The 14,441-nt window shown below is 62.0% G+C and carries 12 protein-coding genes and 1 pseudogene; 9 read left to right on the top strand and 4 right to left on the bottom strand.

What is annotated here, in order from left to right; translation table 11 throughout:
- Positions 1 to 66: 66 nt before the first annotated feature.
- Complete coding sequence (locus tag GKZ67_RS05570) at positions 67 to 2,961, bottom strand: DNA translocase FtsK (protein ID WP_217278693.1); 2,895 nt, start codon at positions 2,959 to 2,961, stop codon at positions 67 to 69.
- 144 nt (positions 2,962 to 3,105) lie between these two features.
- Here GKZ67_RS05570 and GKZ67_RS05565 point away from each other — a divergent pair, with 144 nt between their 5' ends.
- A complete protein-coding gene (locus tag GKZ67_RS05565) occupies positions 3,106 to 3,588 on the top strand; it encodes a hypothetical protein (RefSeq protein WP_173241489.1) in 483 nt (160 codons plus the stop codon).
- Here GKZ67_RS05565 and GKZ67_RS05560 read toward each other — a convergent pair.
- Together GKZ67_RS05560 and xerD are read right to left on the bottom strand one after the other, a co-directional pair.
- Positions 3,545 to 5,314 (bottom strand): DUF6044 family protein, encoded by a 1,770-nt coding sequence (locus tag GKZ67_RS05560; RefSeq protein ID WP_173241488.1) that lies wholly within the window; start codon positions 5,312 to 5,314, stop codon positions 3,545 to 3,547. The two genes, GKZ67_RS05565 and GKZ67_RS05560, sit on opposite strands and share 44 nt — an antisense overlap.
- A gap of 4 nt (positions 5,315 to 5,318) precedes the next feature.
- Positions 5,319 to 6,218, bottom strand: coding sequence for a site-specific tyrosine recombinase XerD (gene xerD / locus GKZ67_RS05555; RefSeq protein ID WP_173241487.1), 900 nt, complete (start codon positions 6,216 to 6,218; stop codon positions 5,319 to 5,321).
- A 145-nt stretch (positions 6,219 to 6,363) separates the two neighbouring features.
- Between xerD and GKZ67_RS05550 the strand changes: the two genes are divergently transcribed.
- The 8 genes and pseudogenes from GKZ67_RS05550 to GKZ67_RS05515 all read left to right on the top strand — a co-directional run bounded on the left by GKZ67_RS05550 (position 6,364) and on the right by GKZ67_RS05515 (position 12,733).
- Positions 6,364 to 6,843, top strand: a complete 480-nt coding sequence (locus GKZ67_RS05550; protein ID WP_173241486.1) for a type II 3-dehydroquinate dehydratase — start codon at positions 6,364 to 6,366, stop codon at positions 6,841 to 6,843.
- A 118-nt stretch (positions 6,844 to 6,961) separates the two neighbouring features.
- A complete protein-coding gene (locus tag GKZ67_RS05545; protein WP_173241485.1) occupies positions 6,962 to 8,362 on the top strand; it encodes an IPT/TIG domain-containing protein in 1,401 nt (466 codons plus the stop codon).
- Between the two features lie 59 nt (positions 8,363 to 8,421).
- Positions 8,422 to 9,126 carry a T9SS type A sorting domain-containing protein gene (locus GKZ67_RS05540; protein ID WP_173241484.1) on the top strand — a complete coding sequence of 235 codons (705 nt, stop codon included), beginning with the start codon at positions 8,422 to 8,424 and terminating at the stop codon, positions 9,124 to 9,126.
- 108 nt (positions 9,127 to 9,234) lie between these two features.
- Positions 9,235 to 10,323, top strand: a complete 1,089-nt coding sequence (locus GKZ67_RS05535) for an aminotransferase class V-fold PLP-dependent enzyme (RefSeq protein ID WP_173241483.1) — start codon at positions 9,235 to 9,237, stop codon at positions 10,321 to 10,323.
- A pseudogene (locus GKZ67_RS05530) lies at positions 10,320 to 10,774 on the top strand (ribonuclease H). Before GKZ67_RS05535 ends, GKZ67_RS05530 begins: the two are co-directional and overlap by 4 nt.
- 50 nt (positions 10,775 to 10,824) lie before the next feature.
- A complete protein-coding gene (locus GKZ67_RS05525) occupies positions 10,825 to 11,451 on the top strand; it encodes a hypothetical protein (protein ID WP_173241482.1) in 627 nt (208 codons plus the stop codon).
- Between the two features lie 54 nt (positions 11,452 to 11,505).
- Entirely contained in the window at positions 11,506 to 12,018 is a 513-nt protein-coding gene (locus tag GKZ67_RS05520; RefSeq protein ID WP_173241481.1) for a GyrI-like domain-containing protein, read from the top strand.
- Complete coding sequence (locus GKZ67_RS05515; RefSeq protein WP_173241480.1) at positions 12,011 to 12,733, top strand: tRNA1(Val) (adenine(37)-N6)-methyltransferase; 723 nt, start codon at positions 12,011 to 12,013, stop codon at positions 12,731 to 12,733. Before GKZ67_RS05520 ends, GKZ67_RS05515 begins: the two co-directional genes overlap by 8 nt.
- A 21-nt stretch (positions 12,734 to 12,754) precedes the next feature.
- Here the strand turns inward: GKZ67_RS05515 and GKZ67_RS05510 are convergent, their stop codons facing one another.
- Positions 12,755 to 14,401, bottom strand: a complete 1,647-nt coding sequence (locus GKZ67_RS05510; RefSeq protein WP_173241479.1) for an AMP-binding protein — start codon at positions 14,399 to 14,401, stop codon at positions 12,755 to 12,757.
- Positions 14,402 to 14,441: the final 40 nt, after the last annotated feature.

Below are 14,441 nucleotides of genomic sequence, written 5' to 3'. Positions count from 1 at the left end.
CTGTGAGTCCGCGCATTCGCGTAGTATCGTCCGCCTGCTACCCCGCGCGGACTCACAGAGTCCACGCTACTTCACCAGCGTGTTCAGCAGCTGCTCCAGCTGATATTCATCGGGAATGAGCACGGCGCGGGCCTTGCTGCCCTCAAAGGGACCAACAATACCGGCCTGCTGAAGCTGGTCCATAAGGCGGCCCGAGCGGTTGTAGCCCAGCTTCAGCTTGCGCTGAATAAGCGAGGTAGAGCCCTGCTGGTGCAGCACAATGCAGCGGGCAGCTTCAGCAAACATCGAGTCACGGTCGCTGGGGTCCATCTCTTCCTGGCCGCTGCCATCGTCGCCGTCGGCGCCGGCTACTTCGGGCAGCAGGTAGGCATCGGCGTAGCCCTGCTGCTCGCCGATATAGTCGCAGAGGCGGTCGACCTCGGGCGTGTCGATAAAGGCGCACTGCACCCGAATCAGGTCGGAGCCAGCCGAGAACAGCATGTCGCCCTGCCCGATGAGCTGGTCGGCCCCGCCGGTGTCGAGGATGGTACGCGAGTCGATTTTACTGGTCACCTTGAAGGAAATCCGGCAGGGGAAGTTGGCCTTGATGATACCGGTAATAACGTTGACCGACGGGCGCTGGGTAGCCACAATGAGGTGAATACCAATAGCACGGGCCAGCTGGGCCAGGCGGGCAATGGGCGTTTCTACTTCCTTGCCGGCCGTCATCATCAGGTCGGCCAGCTCGTCAATTACCAGCACGATGAAAGGCAGAAAGCGGTGGCCCTTCTTGGGGTTGAGCCGCCGCTCTACAAACTTGAGGTTGTATTCCTTGAGGTTGCGGCAGCCGGCCTCCTTGAGCAGGTCGTAGCGCCGGTCCATCTCCATACAGAGCGAGTTCAGGGTATTGACCACCTTCTTCGTATCCGTGATAATGGCTTCCTCCGTGTCGGGCAGCTTGGCCAGGAAGTGGCGCTCAATCTTGTTGAAGATGCTCAGCTCCACCTTCTTGGGGTCGACCAGCACAAACTTGAGCTGGGCCGGGTGGCGCTTGTAGAGCAGCGAGGCCAGGATGACGTTCAGGCCCACCGACTTGCCCTGGCCCGTGGCCCCGGCCATGAGCAGGTGGGGCATCTTGGCCAGGTCGGCCACAAACACCTCGTTAGTAATAGTGCGGCCGAAGGCCACCGGCAGGTCCATCTCGGTGCGGGCAAACTTCTCGCTGCCCAGCACCGAGCGAATGCTGACCATCTCCTTCTTGGTATTCGGCACCTCAATGCCGATGGTGCCCTTGCCCGGAATGGGGGCGATAATGCGAATGCCTAACGCAGCCAGACTCAGGGCAATGTCATCTTCCAGGCTCTTGATTTTGGAGATGCGTACGCCGGCTTCGGGCACAATCTCGTAGAGCGTCACCGTGGGCCCGATAGTGGCTTTGATGCTGGCAATGGTAATGCCATAATGCCCCAGGGTTTCCACAATGCGGTCCTTATTGGCTTCCAGCTCCTCCTTGGTTACCTGCGCCTTGGCCACGCCGTAGTCGTTGAGCAGCTCCAGCGTCGGAAACTGGTAGCGCGAAAGGTCGAGCGTGGGGTCGTAGTTCACGTCGGGCATTACATCCGCGTCCAGGTCCTCGTCGGCCACGGCGGCGATATCGGCCCCCGCGTTGGGGTCCAGGTCATCGCGGCTCGGCACTGTTAGTTCGAGGGGTTTAACGGTAGCATCGGGCAGCGTCGGGCGGGCAGCCGGCAGCGGGCTATCGGCCAGGTCGGCCATGGAGAGCGGGGTCGGAATGCTGGCTGCAACCGGCGCGGACGCTACCTCCGGCTCGGCCTCGGGCAGCTCAAACGAGAACGAGGGGCCGCTGGCTGCTGAGGCCGCCACCGCGGGTATAACCGGGGCCGTAGTCAGCGGAGCGGTGGCCAGGGCCACCTCCCCCACCGCGCCGGTAAGCGTCGCGCCGGGCAGCGCTTCCGGCTCAGCTTCGGGCATGGCTACTACCTCAAAGCTGGCGGCGGGTGCCGGCGCTTTGAGCGGGCTGGTCCGCGGTGGGGCCGGCTCGAACTCGGGCTCGCGGGTAGGCACGGGTTCCGGGCGGGCGGGCTTAGCGGGGCGTTGGGCCGCGGCTACGGGTGCAACGACTTCCGCCGCGTCAGCTTCGGTGCTCTCTTCGTCTTCCTCCTTATCGCCCAGGCTCAGGTTGAGGCTGGTGACGTTGAAGAAGAACACCACGAACATAATCAGCCCAAACGCCAGCAGCAGCACCGTACCCCAGCCGATGAGCGAGTCAAGCCAGAGCGCCAGCTCATAGCCGCTGCCGCCGCTTAGCCAGTCCAGCCGATGCGCCAAGGCCGGGTCGGTGCCGGGCTGCGCCATCTGCACTACCACGTAGCCCAGCAAGGTACTGACCCACAGCATAGTAAACAAGCCCAAAGCCAGCACATAGCTTACCGAGCCCGCCGCCCGCCGGAACACGATTTTATAGCCCAGAAAGAAGACTATCGGAATCAGCGCGTAGGAAGCCAGGCCAAAGCCCCGGTAAATCAGCTTTTCGGAAAGCCAGGCCCCGAGCAGGCCCAGCCAGTTGCCCGACTCCTGCCCGGCTTCCTTCACCGGCACGGTACCCAGGGCCGCTACTACGCTCTGGTCGGCACGGCCGCTGAGCAGAAAAGAGGTAAAGGCGATGGTCAGATACAGCGAGCCGAGCAGCAGCCCAAACCCGATGAGCAGGTGAAAGCGGCGGTCGTGCAGAATAGCCGTTAGCTGGCTTACGCCCGGCAAAGGACCGCGCGGAGCCGCAACGGCCTGCGCCCGGGCACGGGCGGCCGGGGCCTTGGCCGGGGCAGCGGCCGGAGCCGGACCGGGGGCCGGGCGGGGCATATTGCCCCGCGCCGGACGCGGGCCGCCATTGTCGGCGGGCGGCACCGGGCGGTTGGTGGCAGCGGGGCCACCAGGCGGATTTCGATAATTATTGGTAGCCATGCGCGGGCAAACAGAAAGGTCAAATCTACGCCAGCGAAGCCGTTTTTGACCATGCTGCACTGCGTATGATAAGCTGTACTATAACTACCAGCCTAAAACTTGCGTCTAGTGTCGGCGACACTTTTACCGGCAGCATTCTCCCTCATGACTATCCCTCCCAGCATTGTGCGGCACCCAAACGGCCTAGCCTACTGCATTACCGAATACGTGCCGGCCGAGCACTGGCTACGCACTACCTGGCAAGGCTTCGTGTCACCGGCCGATGCCGAAAAAGGGGCGCTGGCCGCGCTGGAGCCGCTGGGCCTGCAGGCTATCCCGTACCTGCTCAACGATAACAGCCAAATCCAGGGGCCGTGGTTCGATTCGGCGGCCTGGCTGCAGCACGTATGGGCCCCGCAGGCCAATCGGCTGGGCCTACGCTACGTGGCGCACGTAGCCCAGCCCCACACCGAAGGCGACCTGGGTGCCCTGCTCCGGCACGACCCGTTTGCCGGGCAGTTTGAGCTTCAGATATTTTCGACGATGGAGCAGGCCAAAGGCTGGCTGCACGACTGCCAGCGCCGCGATTCGCTTTATCCGGCCTCTACCGCGAGCCAGGGGCCGGGCCAGCCGGCGGAGGTAGCGTAGCCGCCCCTGCCCTGGCGCTGGGCCCGTATAAATGCAAGCGCCAATAGGCCTGCGAGTCGTCGAAAACACCCAGTAGCTGCAACCCGCTTTCCTCGGGGTGCGCCAGGCGCACGGCCGAGAGCACGTAGCGCCCCCCCAGCTGCCGAAAAGCGGCGGTATCGAAAGCCCAGTGCTGCACCTGCCGCACCGCCGGCAGCTTACCAAACAGATAGCTTCGTCCCAGCTCAGCCGACATCACGTAGCAGCGGTTGCCCCAGGCATCGAAGTACGTGGCCAGGGCCGGGCTTTTGGCCAGCTCGCCGGCGATGAGCGGGCGAAAGGCATGCTTGTAAGCCAGCGGGTAAAGCGTCTGGTACGAGTCGAGGGTATAAAAGCCGTTGAGCTGAGCCACGGCCGGAGGCAGCCCCAGGCACACCACCCGGTAAGCGGGCGGGCGCGTTTTATTTTTACTATATATAAAATTCTTAACCTGATAAAATAGCCCCGGCGCCACGAACGCGGCGTACGAAGGGGCATCGGGCCGGGGCCGCCCGGCCAGGGCGCGTACATTATTGGTAAACTCCGGGTTGGCAGCCAGGGCGGGCAGCAGCTGTAGCCCCACCAGCGCCAGGGCCAGCCGGCCCGGCGGCAGGTGCCGCAGGGCCAGCACCAGCACCAAAACCCAGGGCAGCGCCAGCAGAAAATAGAATCGACTAAGTGTAAATGCGTGCAGCAACGGCAGCTGCGCCTGGAGCCGTATCGACAGCTGCGGCAGGAAGGCTGCCAGCAGGCAAAGCGCAGCAATGCCCGCGAGCAGGCCGGCTACCTGCCGGCTCAGCTGCCGGCGCTGCGGTGCGGCCTGCCGCGCCAAGGCAATAGCCACTGCCAGTATAATACCACCCTTGAAAAAGGGGCTGGCGTGGTAGTGCCCCAGCCAGAATAGCTGCCCCGCTTCCCGCAGGCCTACTCCTACGCCCTGGGGCAACAGGCGGGCCAGGTCAAACTCCTGGCGATGGGGAACAAACGATTTGGCAATCAGGGTAGTATAAAAAAGCTGCCACTCTACCAGCACGTAGCTCAGCAGCAGCACCAACAAGCCCCCTGCCCCGCGACGGGTGGCAGCCCCCGCCGCCGGCCCACGCCGGGCCAGGTCGACCAGCAGGGCCACGGCCCACGCCACCGCTATAAACGGCCCCACCAGTACAAACGACGACCACCAGGGCAGCGCCACCAGGACCAGCCAATCGGGCCAGCGAGCCGACCCATCGCGCAGGCGCAGCGCCGTGCGCAGCAGCAGCGGCTGGCCCAGCACACTCAGCCCGAAGATGCTGTAGGCCGGCAGCACCGCCCACAGCAGCGCCACTGCCGCAGCCAGGCTCCGCTGCTCGGGCCGCGGCAGGCCGTAGCCGCGCAGCAGCGCATACATCCCCAGCAAGGCTACTACGCGCACCAGGGCCTCGTGCAGCAGATAGGCGGCCAGCGGCGAGTGGGGCAGCAGGTGAAAAACCAGCACGGTCACACTTAGCCCCGAGCGCAGGGCCTCGCGGGGCAGGCCGTTCATGATGGGCGGCACCAGCGCGCCCGGCCCGTGCGCCAGGGCCAGGTGCAGCTTGGTCAGCAGGTGCACCCACACCACCTCGCCCTCCAGGTTGTCATGCACCAGCACGAAGGTGTGCGGGCCCAGCACGGCCAGCGGCACCAGAAACAGGAAAAGCCCCAGCAAGGCCCAGGTAAGCGGCTTCAGCATGGCCCTAGCTGCGCGGATGAAACTCCGTCATGACCTGCCGCAGGTAGTCGCGGTCGAGGTGAGTGTAGATTTCGGTGGTCGTGATGGAGGCATGGCCCAGCATTTCCTGCACTGCCCGCAGGTCGGCCCCGCCTTCGAGCAGGTGCGTAGCAAAGGAGTGCCGCAGCGTGTGCGGACTAATAGTCTGGCGCAGCCCGGCCAGCTCGGCCAGCTTTTTAATGGTCGTAAACACCGTGATGCGCGAGAGCTGCTTGCCGCGCATACTCAGAAACACAATATCCTCGTTGCCCGGCTGCACCACCAGGTGCTGGCGCACGCCGCCGAGGTAAAAGTGCAGGTGCTTCACAGCTTCGCGCCCAATCGGCACCAGCCGCTCCTTATTACCCTTGCCCAGCACCCGCATAAAGCCCTGCTCAAAATAGAGGTTTGAGAGCTTCAGGTCGCAGAGCTCGCTCACGCGCAGGCCCGAAGAATAGAGCACCTCCAGTACGGCTCGGCTGCGCAGGCCCTCGCTGGTGCTGAGGTCGATAGCGCCAAGCAGATTTTCGATATCGGGATACGAAAGCGTGTCGGGCAGGTGGCGGCCGGCCTTGGGCGACTCCAGCGTATCGGTAGGGTCGATTCTGAGCAGGTCTTCCATGATGAGAAACTCATAGAAGGCCTTGATGCCCGAGAGCGTCCGCGCCTGCGAGGTCGACGATAACCCCAGCTCGGTGAGGGCGGCCAGAAAATCGCGCAGCAGGCGCGTAGTTACTTGCAGCGGGCCAGCCTTGAGCTTTTCCAGCTCCAGCCACTGCTGTAGCTTACGCACGTCGCGCACGTAGGCTTCGACCGAGTTGGGCGAGAGCGATTTTTCGAGGCGCAGGTAGCCGTCAAATTGTTTTATAGCTTGCGGCCAATTCATGGGGAATGCAAAAACGTCGATTCTGGCGAGCGCAGCGCTGCAATCGCCGCAGAACAATTCTGCCCGAACAAGACTACCACAAACGTAGTCGCTCTGCGGCGATTGCCCCGCCGCACGCGCAATGACGGAAATTTTATTAAGTTATATGAATATCTTACTTCTCAACGGCCCTAACCTCAACCTGCTGGGCCGGCGCGAGCCCCACATTTACGGCACACGCTCGTTCGAAGACTTTTTGCCCGAGCTGCAGGCTGATTTTCCCGACCTCACCCTCACCTCGTTTCAGAGCAACCACGAGGGCGCGCTCCTCGACCGCCTGCACGCGGCGGCCGGCTGGGGCGAGGCCGGCACTGAAGCCGCCAGCCAGGCCGTGGTGCTGAACGCCGGCGGCTTTACGCACACCAGCGTGGCGCTCGGCGATGCCGTAGCGGCCGCGGCCGGCGCGGGGCTGCCCGTAATTGAGGTGCATCTGAGCAACCTGGCCGGCCGCGAAGACTTTCGCCACCAAAGCTTTATCGGCAAGCACTGCGTGGGCAGCATCGCCGGCTTCGGGCTCGAAAGCTACCGCCTGGCGCTGCACTACCTGCTTAGCCAGCGGCCGCGGCCGGTGGGCTTCCGTCGGTAGTAGCTGGCGGAACTAAATTGCAAATGGGTTTCTGGCCGGAACTACTTAACCGCTCGGTGCAAGCTAGCGGCGACTGTAAATTTGCCGGAAGTATCTGTCAACATTGAGTTCTTTCTGCGTGCAACACCCGTTACTTTCGGTCCGCTCGGGCCTGCTGCTACTTTTACTGGGGGCCCTACCGCTGCTGGCTGCGGCCCAAAGCACCTGCCTGCTGGTACCCGTGCCCCTGGCCCAGCGCGTGCAGCAAGCCGCCTTGGTAGTAGAGGCCCGCGTCAGCAGCCAGCAGCCCGAGCAGGGCGTCAATGGTCATATCGTAACCCGCAGCACACTCGACGTATTTAAGGTATTCCGGGGGCAGCTGCCCGCCGGGCCTTTGAGCCTGCTTACCGTGGGCGGCACGCTGGGAACCCAGCGCGAAGTTGCCAGCGGCACGCTGCAACTGCAAGCGGGCCAACAGGGCATTTTTATGCTCGAAGCCGACCCGACCCAGCCGGGCGAGCTGCGGGCTTATGCCGGCCCGCAGGGTTTTATCCGGTACGACCTGACTACCCTCACAGCATCGGAGCCATTCGGGCAGTACGACAATATTAGAAATAATCTATATAATGCGATAATCGCCAGCGCCGGCACCACATACCAGGAGCTGCAAGCCAATAGCAGCCTGTCCGGAGCCGCCAGCCAGCGGGCTACCCGCCGCCAGACGAGCGCCCTGCAAGCCGTGGCCCCAACCATCAGCAGCTTTTCGCCGACAGCGGTGACGGCGGGCACGAGCACCAGCACGTCGAGCAGCTCTACGGGCGTGCTCACTATTACGGGCAGCGGCTTCGGGGCCGCGCGTGGCACCGGCTACGTGCAGTTTCCCAACGCCGACGATGGCGGAACAAGCTACACCCAGCCCCTGCCCAGCGACTACCTGAGCTGGACCGACAACCAGATTGTGGTGCGCGTGCCGTCGGAAAGTGCGTCGGGCAACACAGCCGGCACCGGCCAGTTTCAGGTAGCCCTCGACAACACGGGTACGCTGGTGGCCACCAGCCCCAGCGCGCTTACGGTAACTTATGCGCTTATCAACGTTAATTCGAGCGGTACTACCTACCGCGTGCATCTTATCGGTACCGACGGCATGGGCGGCTATACGCTGCAATACGCCAGCAGCTTTCCGGCCGTGGCCAAGCCCGCGTTTGAGCAGGCCCTCACCAGCTGGCACTGCCAGACCGGCATGAACCGCACCATGAGCACTACGCCGGCCCCCAGCGATGTAGCAGCCCGCGACGGCGTGAACGTGGTGCGCTTTGCGGGGAGCGCCGAGCTGGGCACCGGCGTGTTGGGCGTCACGTACTCTTACTACAGTGGCTGCACCGGCAGCAGTACCAACTTTCGGCTCGATGAAACCGACTATTCGTACACGCCCGTGCCCATTCCGGCGAACCCGAATGCCACCCCACCCACCCGGCTTACAACTGGCACTACGACCCGACCACGCAGCCCAGCTTTCAGGAATATGATTTCCCGAGCGTAGCCCTGCACGAGCAGGGCCACGGCGAGCAGCTTACTCACATCATCTCCAGTACGGGGGTTATGAACTACGCCATTGCCAACGGCGAGGCCAAGCGCACGCTGGACGGACCAACTGATATTGCGGGCGGCAAGGACGTTATTGCTTACAGCACCAGTATTGCGCCAGCTCAGCTGTGCACCAGTATGGCCTTCACGCCCAGCACTGCCGGCTGCCCGCTGCCGGTGGTGCTGATGACCTTTACGGCCCACTACCAGCCCGGCCAGGGCACGCTCGTGAACTGGACCACGGCTTCGGAGCAGCAAAGCGCCGCCTTTATCGTAGAGAGCCAGGACGACCAGCCGGGCAGTGCCTGGCAGCCCGTGGTGCGCGTGGCGGCGGCCGGCACTACGCCTAGCCTGCACCAGTACAGTGCCCGCGATGCCCGGCCCCTGGCCGGCACCCGCGCTTACCGCCTGCGCCAGCTCGACCTCGATGGGCACGTAGCTTTTTCGCCGGAGGTGATGGTAGCAGGGGTGGCTACCGAGCTGGTTGCTTATCCAAACCCGGCGGCGGGCACCATTCACCTGAGCGGACCGCTGGCTGCCGGTGCCACGGCGCAGGTACGCCTGCTCGATGCCACGGGCCGCTGCCTGGCTACCCTGCGTGCTCCGGCCGGGCAGGCCGCTTTCGACCTGCCGCTGGCCGGGGTGCCCACCGGCCTTTACCTGCTGGAATGGACGGGCGGCCCCAGCGCCTGCCACCTGCGGCTGGAGGTGACAAAGTAGCCCAGCTCGCACAAAAAGGCATATTCTGCCAACCGTAGCACGCTTTTGCTGCTGCCATTCGTTGCCCAGGGCACTTCGCACCGCTTTTCATCGCCCTACCTTTGCCCCATGGCAACCCTCCCGACTTATACCTTCAATCCCGGTCCTTCGGCAGTGTATCCCGAAGTGCGCCAGTATCTGGCCGATGCCTTTGAGGAAGGCTGGCTATCGGTTCCGCACCGCTCCGAGCGCTTCACGGGCCTGGTGCGCCACTGCCTCGACCAGGCCCGCCTCAAGCTCAATATCCCGCAGGACTATACCATTCTGTTTACCTCGTCGGCTACCGAGTGCTGGGAAATTCTGGCCCAGAGCCTGACCCCACGCCGCTCGTTTCACCTCTACAACGGGTCGTTTGGGCAAAAGTGGTTTGACTATGCCCGTGCCCTGCGGCCCGGCTGCACCGGCCTGCGCTTCGACCTCAACGACGTGCCCGACCCGGCCACCCTGCCCTTCAACGCGGAGGAAACTGACCTGGTTTGCATAACCCAGAACGAAACCAGCACGGCCACCCAGTTGCGCGACAGCTTCATTCTCAATACATTTAACCGCCTTGGCCCCGCACTGCTGGCCGTCGATGCCACGTCGTCGCTGGGCGGCGTAGCGCTTAAATTCATAAAAGCAGATATTTGGTACGCCTCGGTGCAGAAGTGCCTGGGCTTGCCCGCCGGCCTCGGCCTACTAGTGCTCTCGCCGCGCGCCGTGGCCCGCGCCCGCGAGGTGGGCGATAACGCGCACTACAACAGCCTGAACGCGATGGTGAAGCAGATGCTCAACTATCAGACTACCCACACGCCCAATGTGCTGGGCATCTACCTGCTGAGCCGCGTGCTGCAAGCCCGCGATACTATTAAAACCATCGCGCCGCACCTGCATGAGCGCGCCCAGAAGCTCTACGACTACTTCGAACAGGTGCAGCCGCTGGGCCTGCGCCCACTCGTGGAGAACCTCGACGCCCGCTCCACTACCGTTATCGGCCTGCAGGGCCCGGCGGCTCTCGTGGAGGAAGTGAAGCGCCGCGCCCGCGACGAGGCCGGCCTGCACCTGGGCTCGGGCTACGGCGACCACAAGGCCACCAGCCTGCGCATTGCCAACTTCCCGGCCGTGCCCGATGCGGCGTTTGAGGCGCTGGTGCAGTTCTTTGAAGGTATCCGCGCATGATAACGCTGTTTACCGATGGGTCGAGCCGGGGCAATCCCGGCCCCGGCGGCTACGGCACCATCCTGCGCTACGGCCCCACGAAAAGGAGCTGAGCCAGGGCTTCCGCCGCACCACCAACAACCGCATGGAGCTGCTGGCCGTGATTGTGGGCCTGGAAGCCGTAACGCGCCCCGAAATTCCCATCCTAGTCGTGTCCGACTCCAAGTACGTGGTCGATGCTGTGGAAAAAAAGTGGGTGTTCAATTGGGCCCAGAAGCCCGATTTCGGCAAAAAAGCCAACGAGGACCTGTGGCGCCGTTTCCTGCGCGTGTACCAAAACCGGAAGGTTTCCTTCAAGTGGATAAAAGGCCACGCCGGCCACGCCGAAAATGAGCGCTGCGACGTGCTGGCCGTGCAGAGCGCGCTCGGCAAAGGGCTGCTGGTGGATGAGGGGTATGAGGCGCAGGGGTAGCTTTAAAATATTTACATATAACATTAATATTTTTAAATTATCTACCTCTAATGAATACACTCAAGAATACACTGCTGGAATTGCAGTACCAATACAGCAAATTATTTGTAATAAGTATTCCAAGAAGAAGTTTTTATTACGAGATTTCAGACAATCAATTCATTGCTTCTAATACGTCCAGGAATACTCTTATCTCCATTGTTTTCACCGCATTCGCAAGCTTGCTACTGCTATCAGGCATAATCGAGCTTTGTAGCAAACAGGTGAATATTACTACTGATTTTGTAGTAGTATTTTTTCTTGTTCATCCAATTATTGGCCTTCTGGCCTTCAGACAATTTTTATGGCTAGTAAATGGAACGGAGGAATTAATTGTTGAAAATCATCTTATCACATTAAAAAGAAAAGGTACCTTTTGGATTAAATCCAACTCTTACCAGCTTGATAGTATTGATTTTGTCCGAAAGTTAGATTGGAGTAATTTACCACTCTATGATAAAATACAGTTTAATATTCGACTTAATTTATTACTGATTTTCAAAATGACAACAGGTGAAATATCTTTTAATTATCAAGATAAAGAAATATTTTTCTTTAGTAATTTATTAGAAAATGAGAAATTGTTAGTAGTAGACCAGATTGTAAGACTCAAGCATCTTTCACAAAAGGCACTATAACTCTCAAAATTTCTATCACCACTTAGCGCGAGTTTGGCCAGCCAAGAATTATTCATGCAGCCCCGCCTCGAAACGCTTTCTGAAACCCTGCTGGCCGGCCAGCGCCAGTGCCTGTCGCTGCTGGCCGACACGACGGCTACGCTTTGGCGAGATTTCGGGCAGCGGCTGCGGGCGCGGCCGTTTGCCAGTGGCTCCGCGCGGTATTCAGTGCAGGTGTACGACGCGACTTATTTCCGTTCGTTTCGCCCCGAGGCGACCTTTGAGAAGTGGGCCGCCGTGGCCGTGGCCCACCCGCAAGAAGTGCCTGTCGATTTAGAGCTGCTGGTGTTGCCGGCCGGCCGCTACGCCGTATTTGACTATAAAGGCCCCGCCAGCGGCGGCCCTACCGTGTTTCGCTACATCCTGCTGGACTGGCTCCCGGCCTCGGCCTACGAGCTGGACGACCGCCCCCATTTTGAGGTGCTGAGTGCCCACTATCGCCCCGACGACCCGGCTGCCGAGGAAGAAATCTGGATTCCGGTGAAGCCTCGTGCGACGCCCCTTATTTCGAACCTTCCCCTTGGCTAACGACTATTTCCAATTTCAGCAGTTCCGCATCGAGCAAGCTGCCTGTGCCCAGAAGGTGAGCACCGATGCCTGCCTGCTTGGCGCCGTGGCCGACCTTCGCGCAGCCACCCGCGTGCTGGATATTGGCACCGGGACCGGCCTGCTGGCCCTGATGGCCGCCCAGCGGGCGCCCCAGGCCACGATTGAAGCAATCGAGATTGACCCGGCCGCCGCCGCCCAGGCGGCGGCCAACGTGGCGGCCAGCCCCTGGCCCAACCGCGTGGCCGTGCGGCCGCTGAGTCTGGCGGCTTACGCGGCCAGCCAGCCGGCGCCTTTCAGCCATATTATCTGCAACCCGCCGTTTTTTCGGCGCAGCCTGGCCCCGCCCGTAGCGGCCCGCGCCACGGCACGCCACGAAAGCGCGGACTCGCTCCCATTTGGCGAGCTTATCGGCTTCGCGGCAAGCCACCTGCTCCCAGGCGGCTCGCTCACGGTGCTGCTGCCCCCACCCGAGATGCAGCAGTTTGCCGGCGAAGCGCGGGCCGGCGGCCTGGCCGAGCAGGCCCGGCTGACGGTGCGGCACCGGCCGGGCGGGCGCGCTACGCGCTGCATCAGCCAGCTTGGGGCCAATTGCCCGGCCGCAGTGCCCGAGGCAAAGCTGATTATTCAAACAGCCAATGGCACTTATTCGGAAGCCTTTCGGGCGTTGCTGGCGGGGTTTTATCTGGCACTGTAGCGTGGGGCTTCGCCGTTTGCGCTACGCCGTTTTTACGGCGGCCGCGGCTTGCAGACCTAGCTCTGCTATAGCCTGCTCGCGCATGAGGTACTTCTGAATTTTGCCGGTCACCGTCATCGGGAAGCTGTCTACAAACTTCCAGAAGGCCGGGATTTTATTGGTGGCAATGCGGTTTTGGCAGAACGCGGCAATGTCGGTGCCGGAGGCAGTGTGGCCGTCTTTGAGCTTTACCCAGGCCATTACTTCTTCGCCATAGCGCAGGCTGGGCACGCCAATTACCTGCACGTCGGCTACGGCCGGGTGGGTATAGAGAAACTCCTCGACCTCACGCGGGTAGATATTATCGCCTCCTCTCAAAATCAGGTCTTTGATGCGGCCCACAATGTTGAGGTAGCCCTCGGCATCGATGGTGGCCAGGTCGCCGGTGTGCATCCAGCGGGCGCCGTCGATGGCCGCAGCCGTGGCCAGTGGGTTTTCCCAGTAGCCGAGCATCACCGAGTAGCCGCGGGTGCACAGCTCGCCGGGCATGCCACGCGGCACGAGGTGGCCGGTTTCGGGGTCAATTACTTTTACTTCGAGGTGGGGGTGCACGTGGCCCACCGTACTCACGCGCTTATCCAGCGGGTCGTCGATGTAGCTTTGGGCCGATACGGGCGAGGTTTCGGTCATGCCATAGCAAATAGTGACTTGGCGCATGTTCAGGCGGGTTTGCACCTGCTTCATTACCTCCTCGGGGCAGGGCGAGCCGGCCATTACCCCGGTGCGTAGCGAGCTAAAATCGAAGGAGTTAAACTCCGGATGCTCCAGCTCGGCAATGAACATCGTGGGTACCCCGTAGAGCGAAGTGCAGCGTTCGTCCTGCACGGTACGCAGGGCCGCCAGCGCCTCAAATGCCTCCGATGGAATGACCATGCAGGCCCCGTGCGACACGCAGGCCAGGTTGCCAATCACCATGCCAAAGCAATGGTAGAACGGCACCGGAATGCACACCCGGTCGGCTTCGGTATAGCGCAGCGTTTCGCCGATGAAGAAGCCGTTATTCAGAATATTATGGTGCGAGAGCGTAGCTCCCTTCGGGAAGCCGGTGGTGCCGCTGGTATACTGAATATTGATAGGGTCGTCGAACTGCAAGCTGGCTTCGCGGGTGGCCAGCGCCTCGTCGGCGATGGCCGTGCCGCTGGCCAGCAGGGTTTCCCAGTCGTCTTCGAGCACCACGACATGCTCAAGGGCCGGGCACTCGGCACGCACGCTGGCCAGCAGGTGCACGTAGCTGGTTTGGCGAAACTTAGCGGCCAGCAACAGTACTCGGCAGCCCGATTGGTTAAGCGCATGCTTCAGCTCTTCGGCCCGGTAGGCAGGGTTGATATTGACCAGAATAGCCCCCACCCGCGCCGAGCCAAACTGCGTGATAACCCACTCGGCGCGGTTGGGCGCCCATAAGCCCACGCGGTCGCCGGCCGCCACGCCGAGCGCCAGCAGGCCCTTGGCTAGCCGCGTCGTCTGGGCCCACAATTCCTGATAAGTAGCCCGGTAGCTTTGGTGAACCACTACCAGAGCCTCCTGCTCGGGAAAGCGGGCTACCGTGCGCCGAAGGTTTTCACCAATGGTATCGCCCAGCATCGGCGTGGTGCTGGGGCCGCTGAGGTAGGATAGCGCGGGGGAATTCATGGGATATAACAGCTAAAAGGCAGGCCAAGGTAGCGTTTCT

This window comes from Hymenobacter sp. BRD67, from assembly GCF_013256425.1.
Taxonomy (GTDB): Bacteria; Bacteroidota; Bacteroidia; order Cytophagales; family Hymenobacteraceae; genus Hymenobacter.
The sequence above is the reverse complement of the archived record's forward strand: the minus strand, read 5'-3'. Positions and strand labels throughout refer to the sequence as shown.

Coding starts and splice junctions, on each gene's coding strand:
- GKZ67_RS05570 (WP_217278693.1), bottom strand. CDS start 2,961: ATGGCTACCAATAATTATCGAAATCCGCCTGGTGGCCCCGCTGCCACC.
- GKZ67_RS05565 (WP_173241489.1), top strand. CDS start 3,106: ATGACTATCCCTCCCAGCATTGTGCGGCACCCAAACGGCCTAGCCTAC.
- GKZ67_RS05560 (WP_173241488.1), bottom strand. CDS start 5,314: ATGCTGAAGCCGCTTACCTGGGCCTTGCTGGGGCTTTTCCTGTTTCTG.
- xerD (WP_173241487.1), bottom strand. CDS start 6,218: ATGAATTGGCCGCAAGCTATAAAACAATTTGACGGCTACCTGCGCCTC.
- GKZ67_RS05550 (WP_173241486.1), top strand. CDS start 6,364: ATGAATATCTTACTTCTCAACGGCCCTAACCTCAACCTGCTGGGCCGG.
- GKZ67_RS05540 (WP_173241484.1), top strand. CDS start 8,422: ATGAACTACGCCATTGCCAACGGCGAGGCCAAGCGCACGCTGGACGGA.
- GKZ67_RS05535 (WP_173241483.1), top strand. CDS start 9,235: ATGGCAACCCTCCCGACTTATACCTTCAATCCCGGTCCTTCGGCAGTG.
- GKZ67_RS05525 (WP_173241482.1), top strand. CDS start 10,825: ATGAATACACTCAAGAATACACTGCTGGAATTGCAGTACCAATACAGC.
- GKZ67_RS05520 (WP_173241481.1), top strand. CDS start 11,506: ATGCAGCCCCGCCTCGAAACGCTTTCTGAAACCCTGCTGGCCGGCCAG.
- GKZ67_RS05510 (WP_173241479.1), bottom strand. CDS start 14,401: ATGAATTCCCCCGCGCTATCCTACCTCAGCGGCCCCAGCACCACGCCG.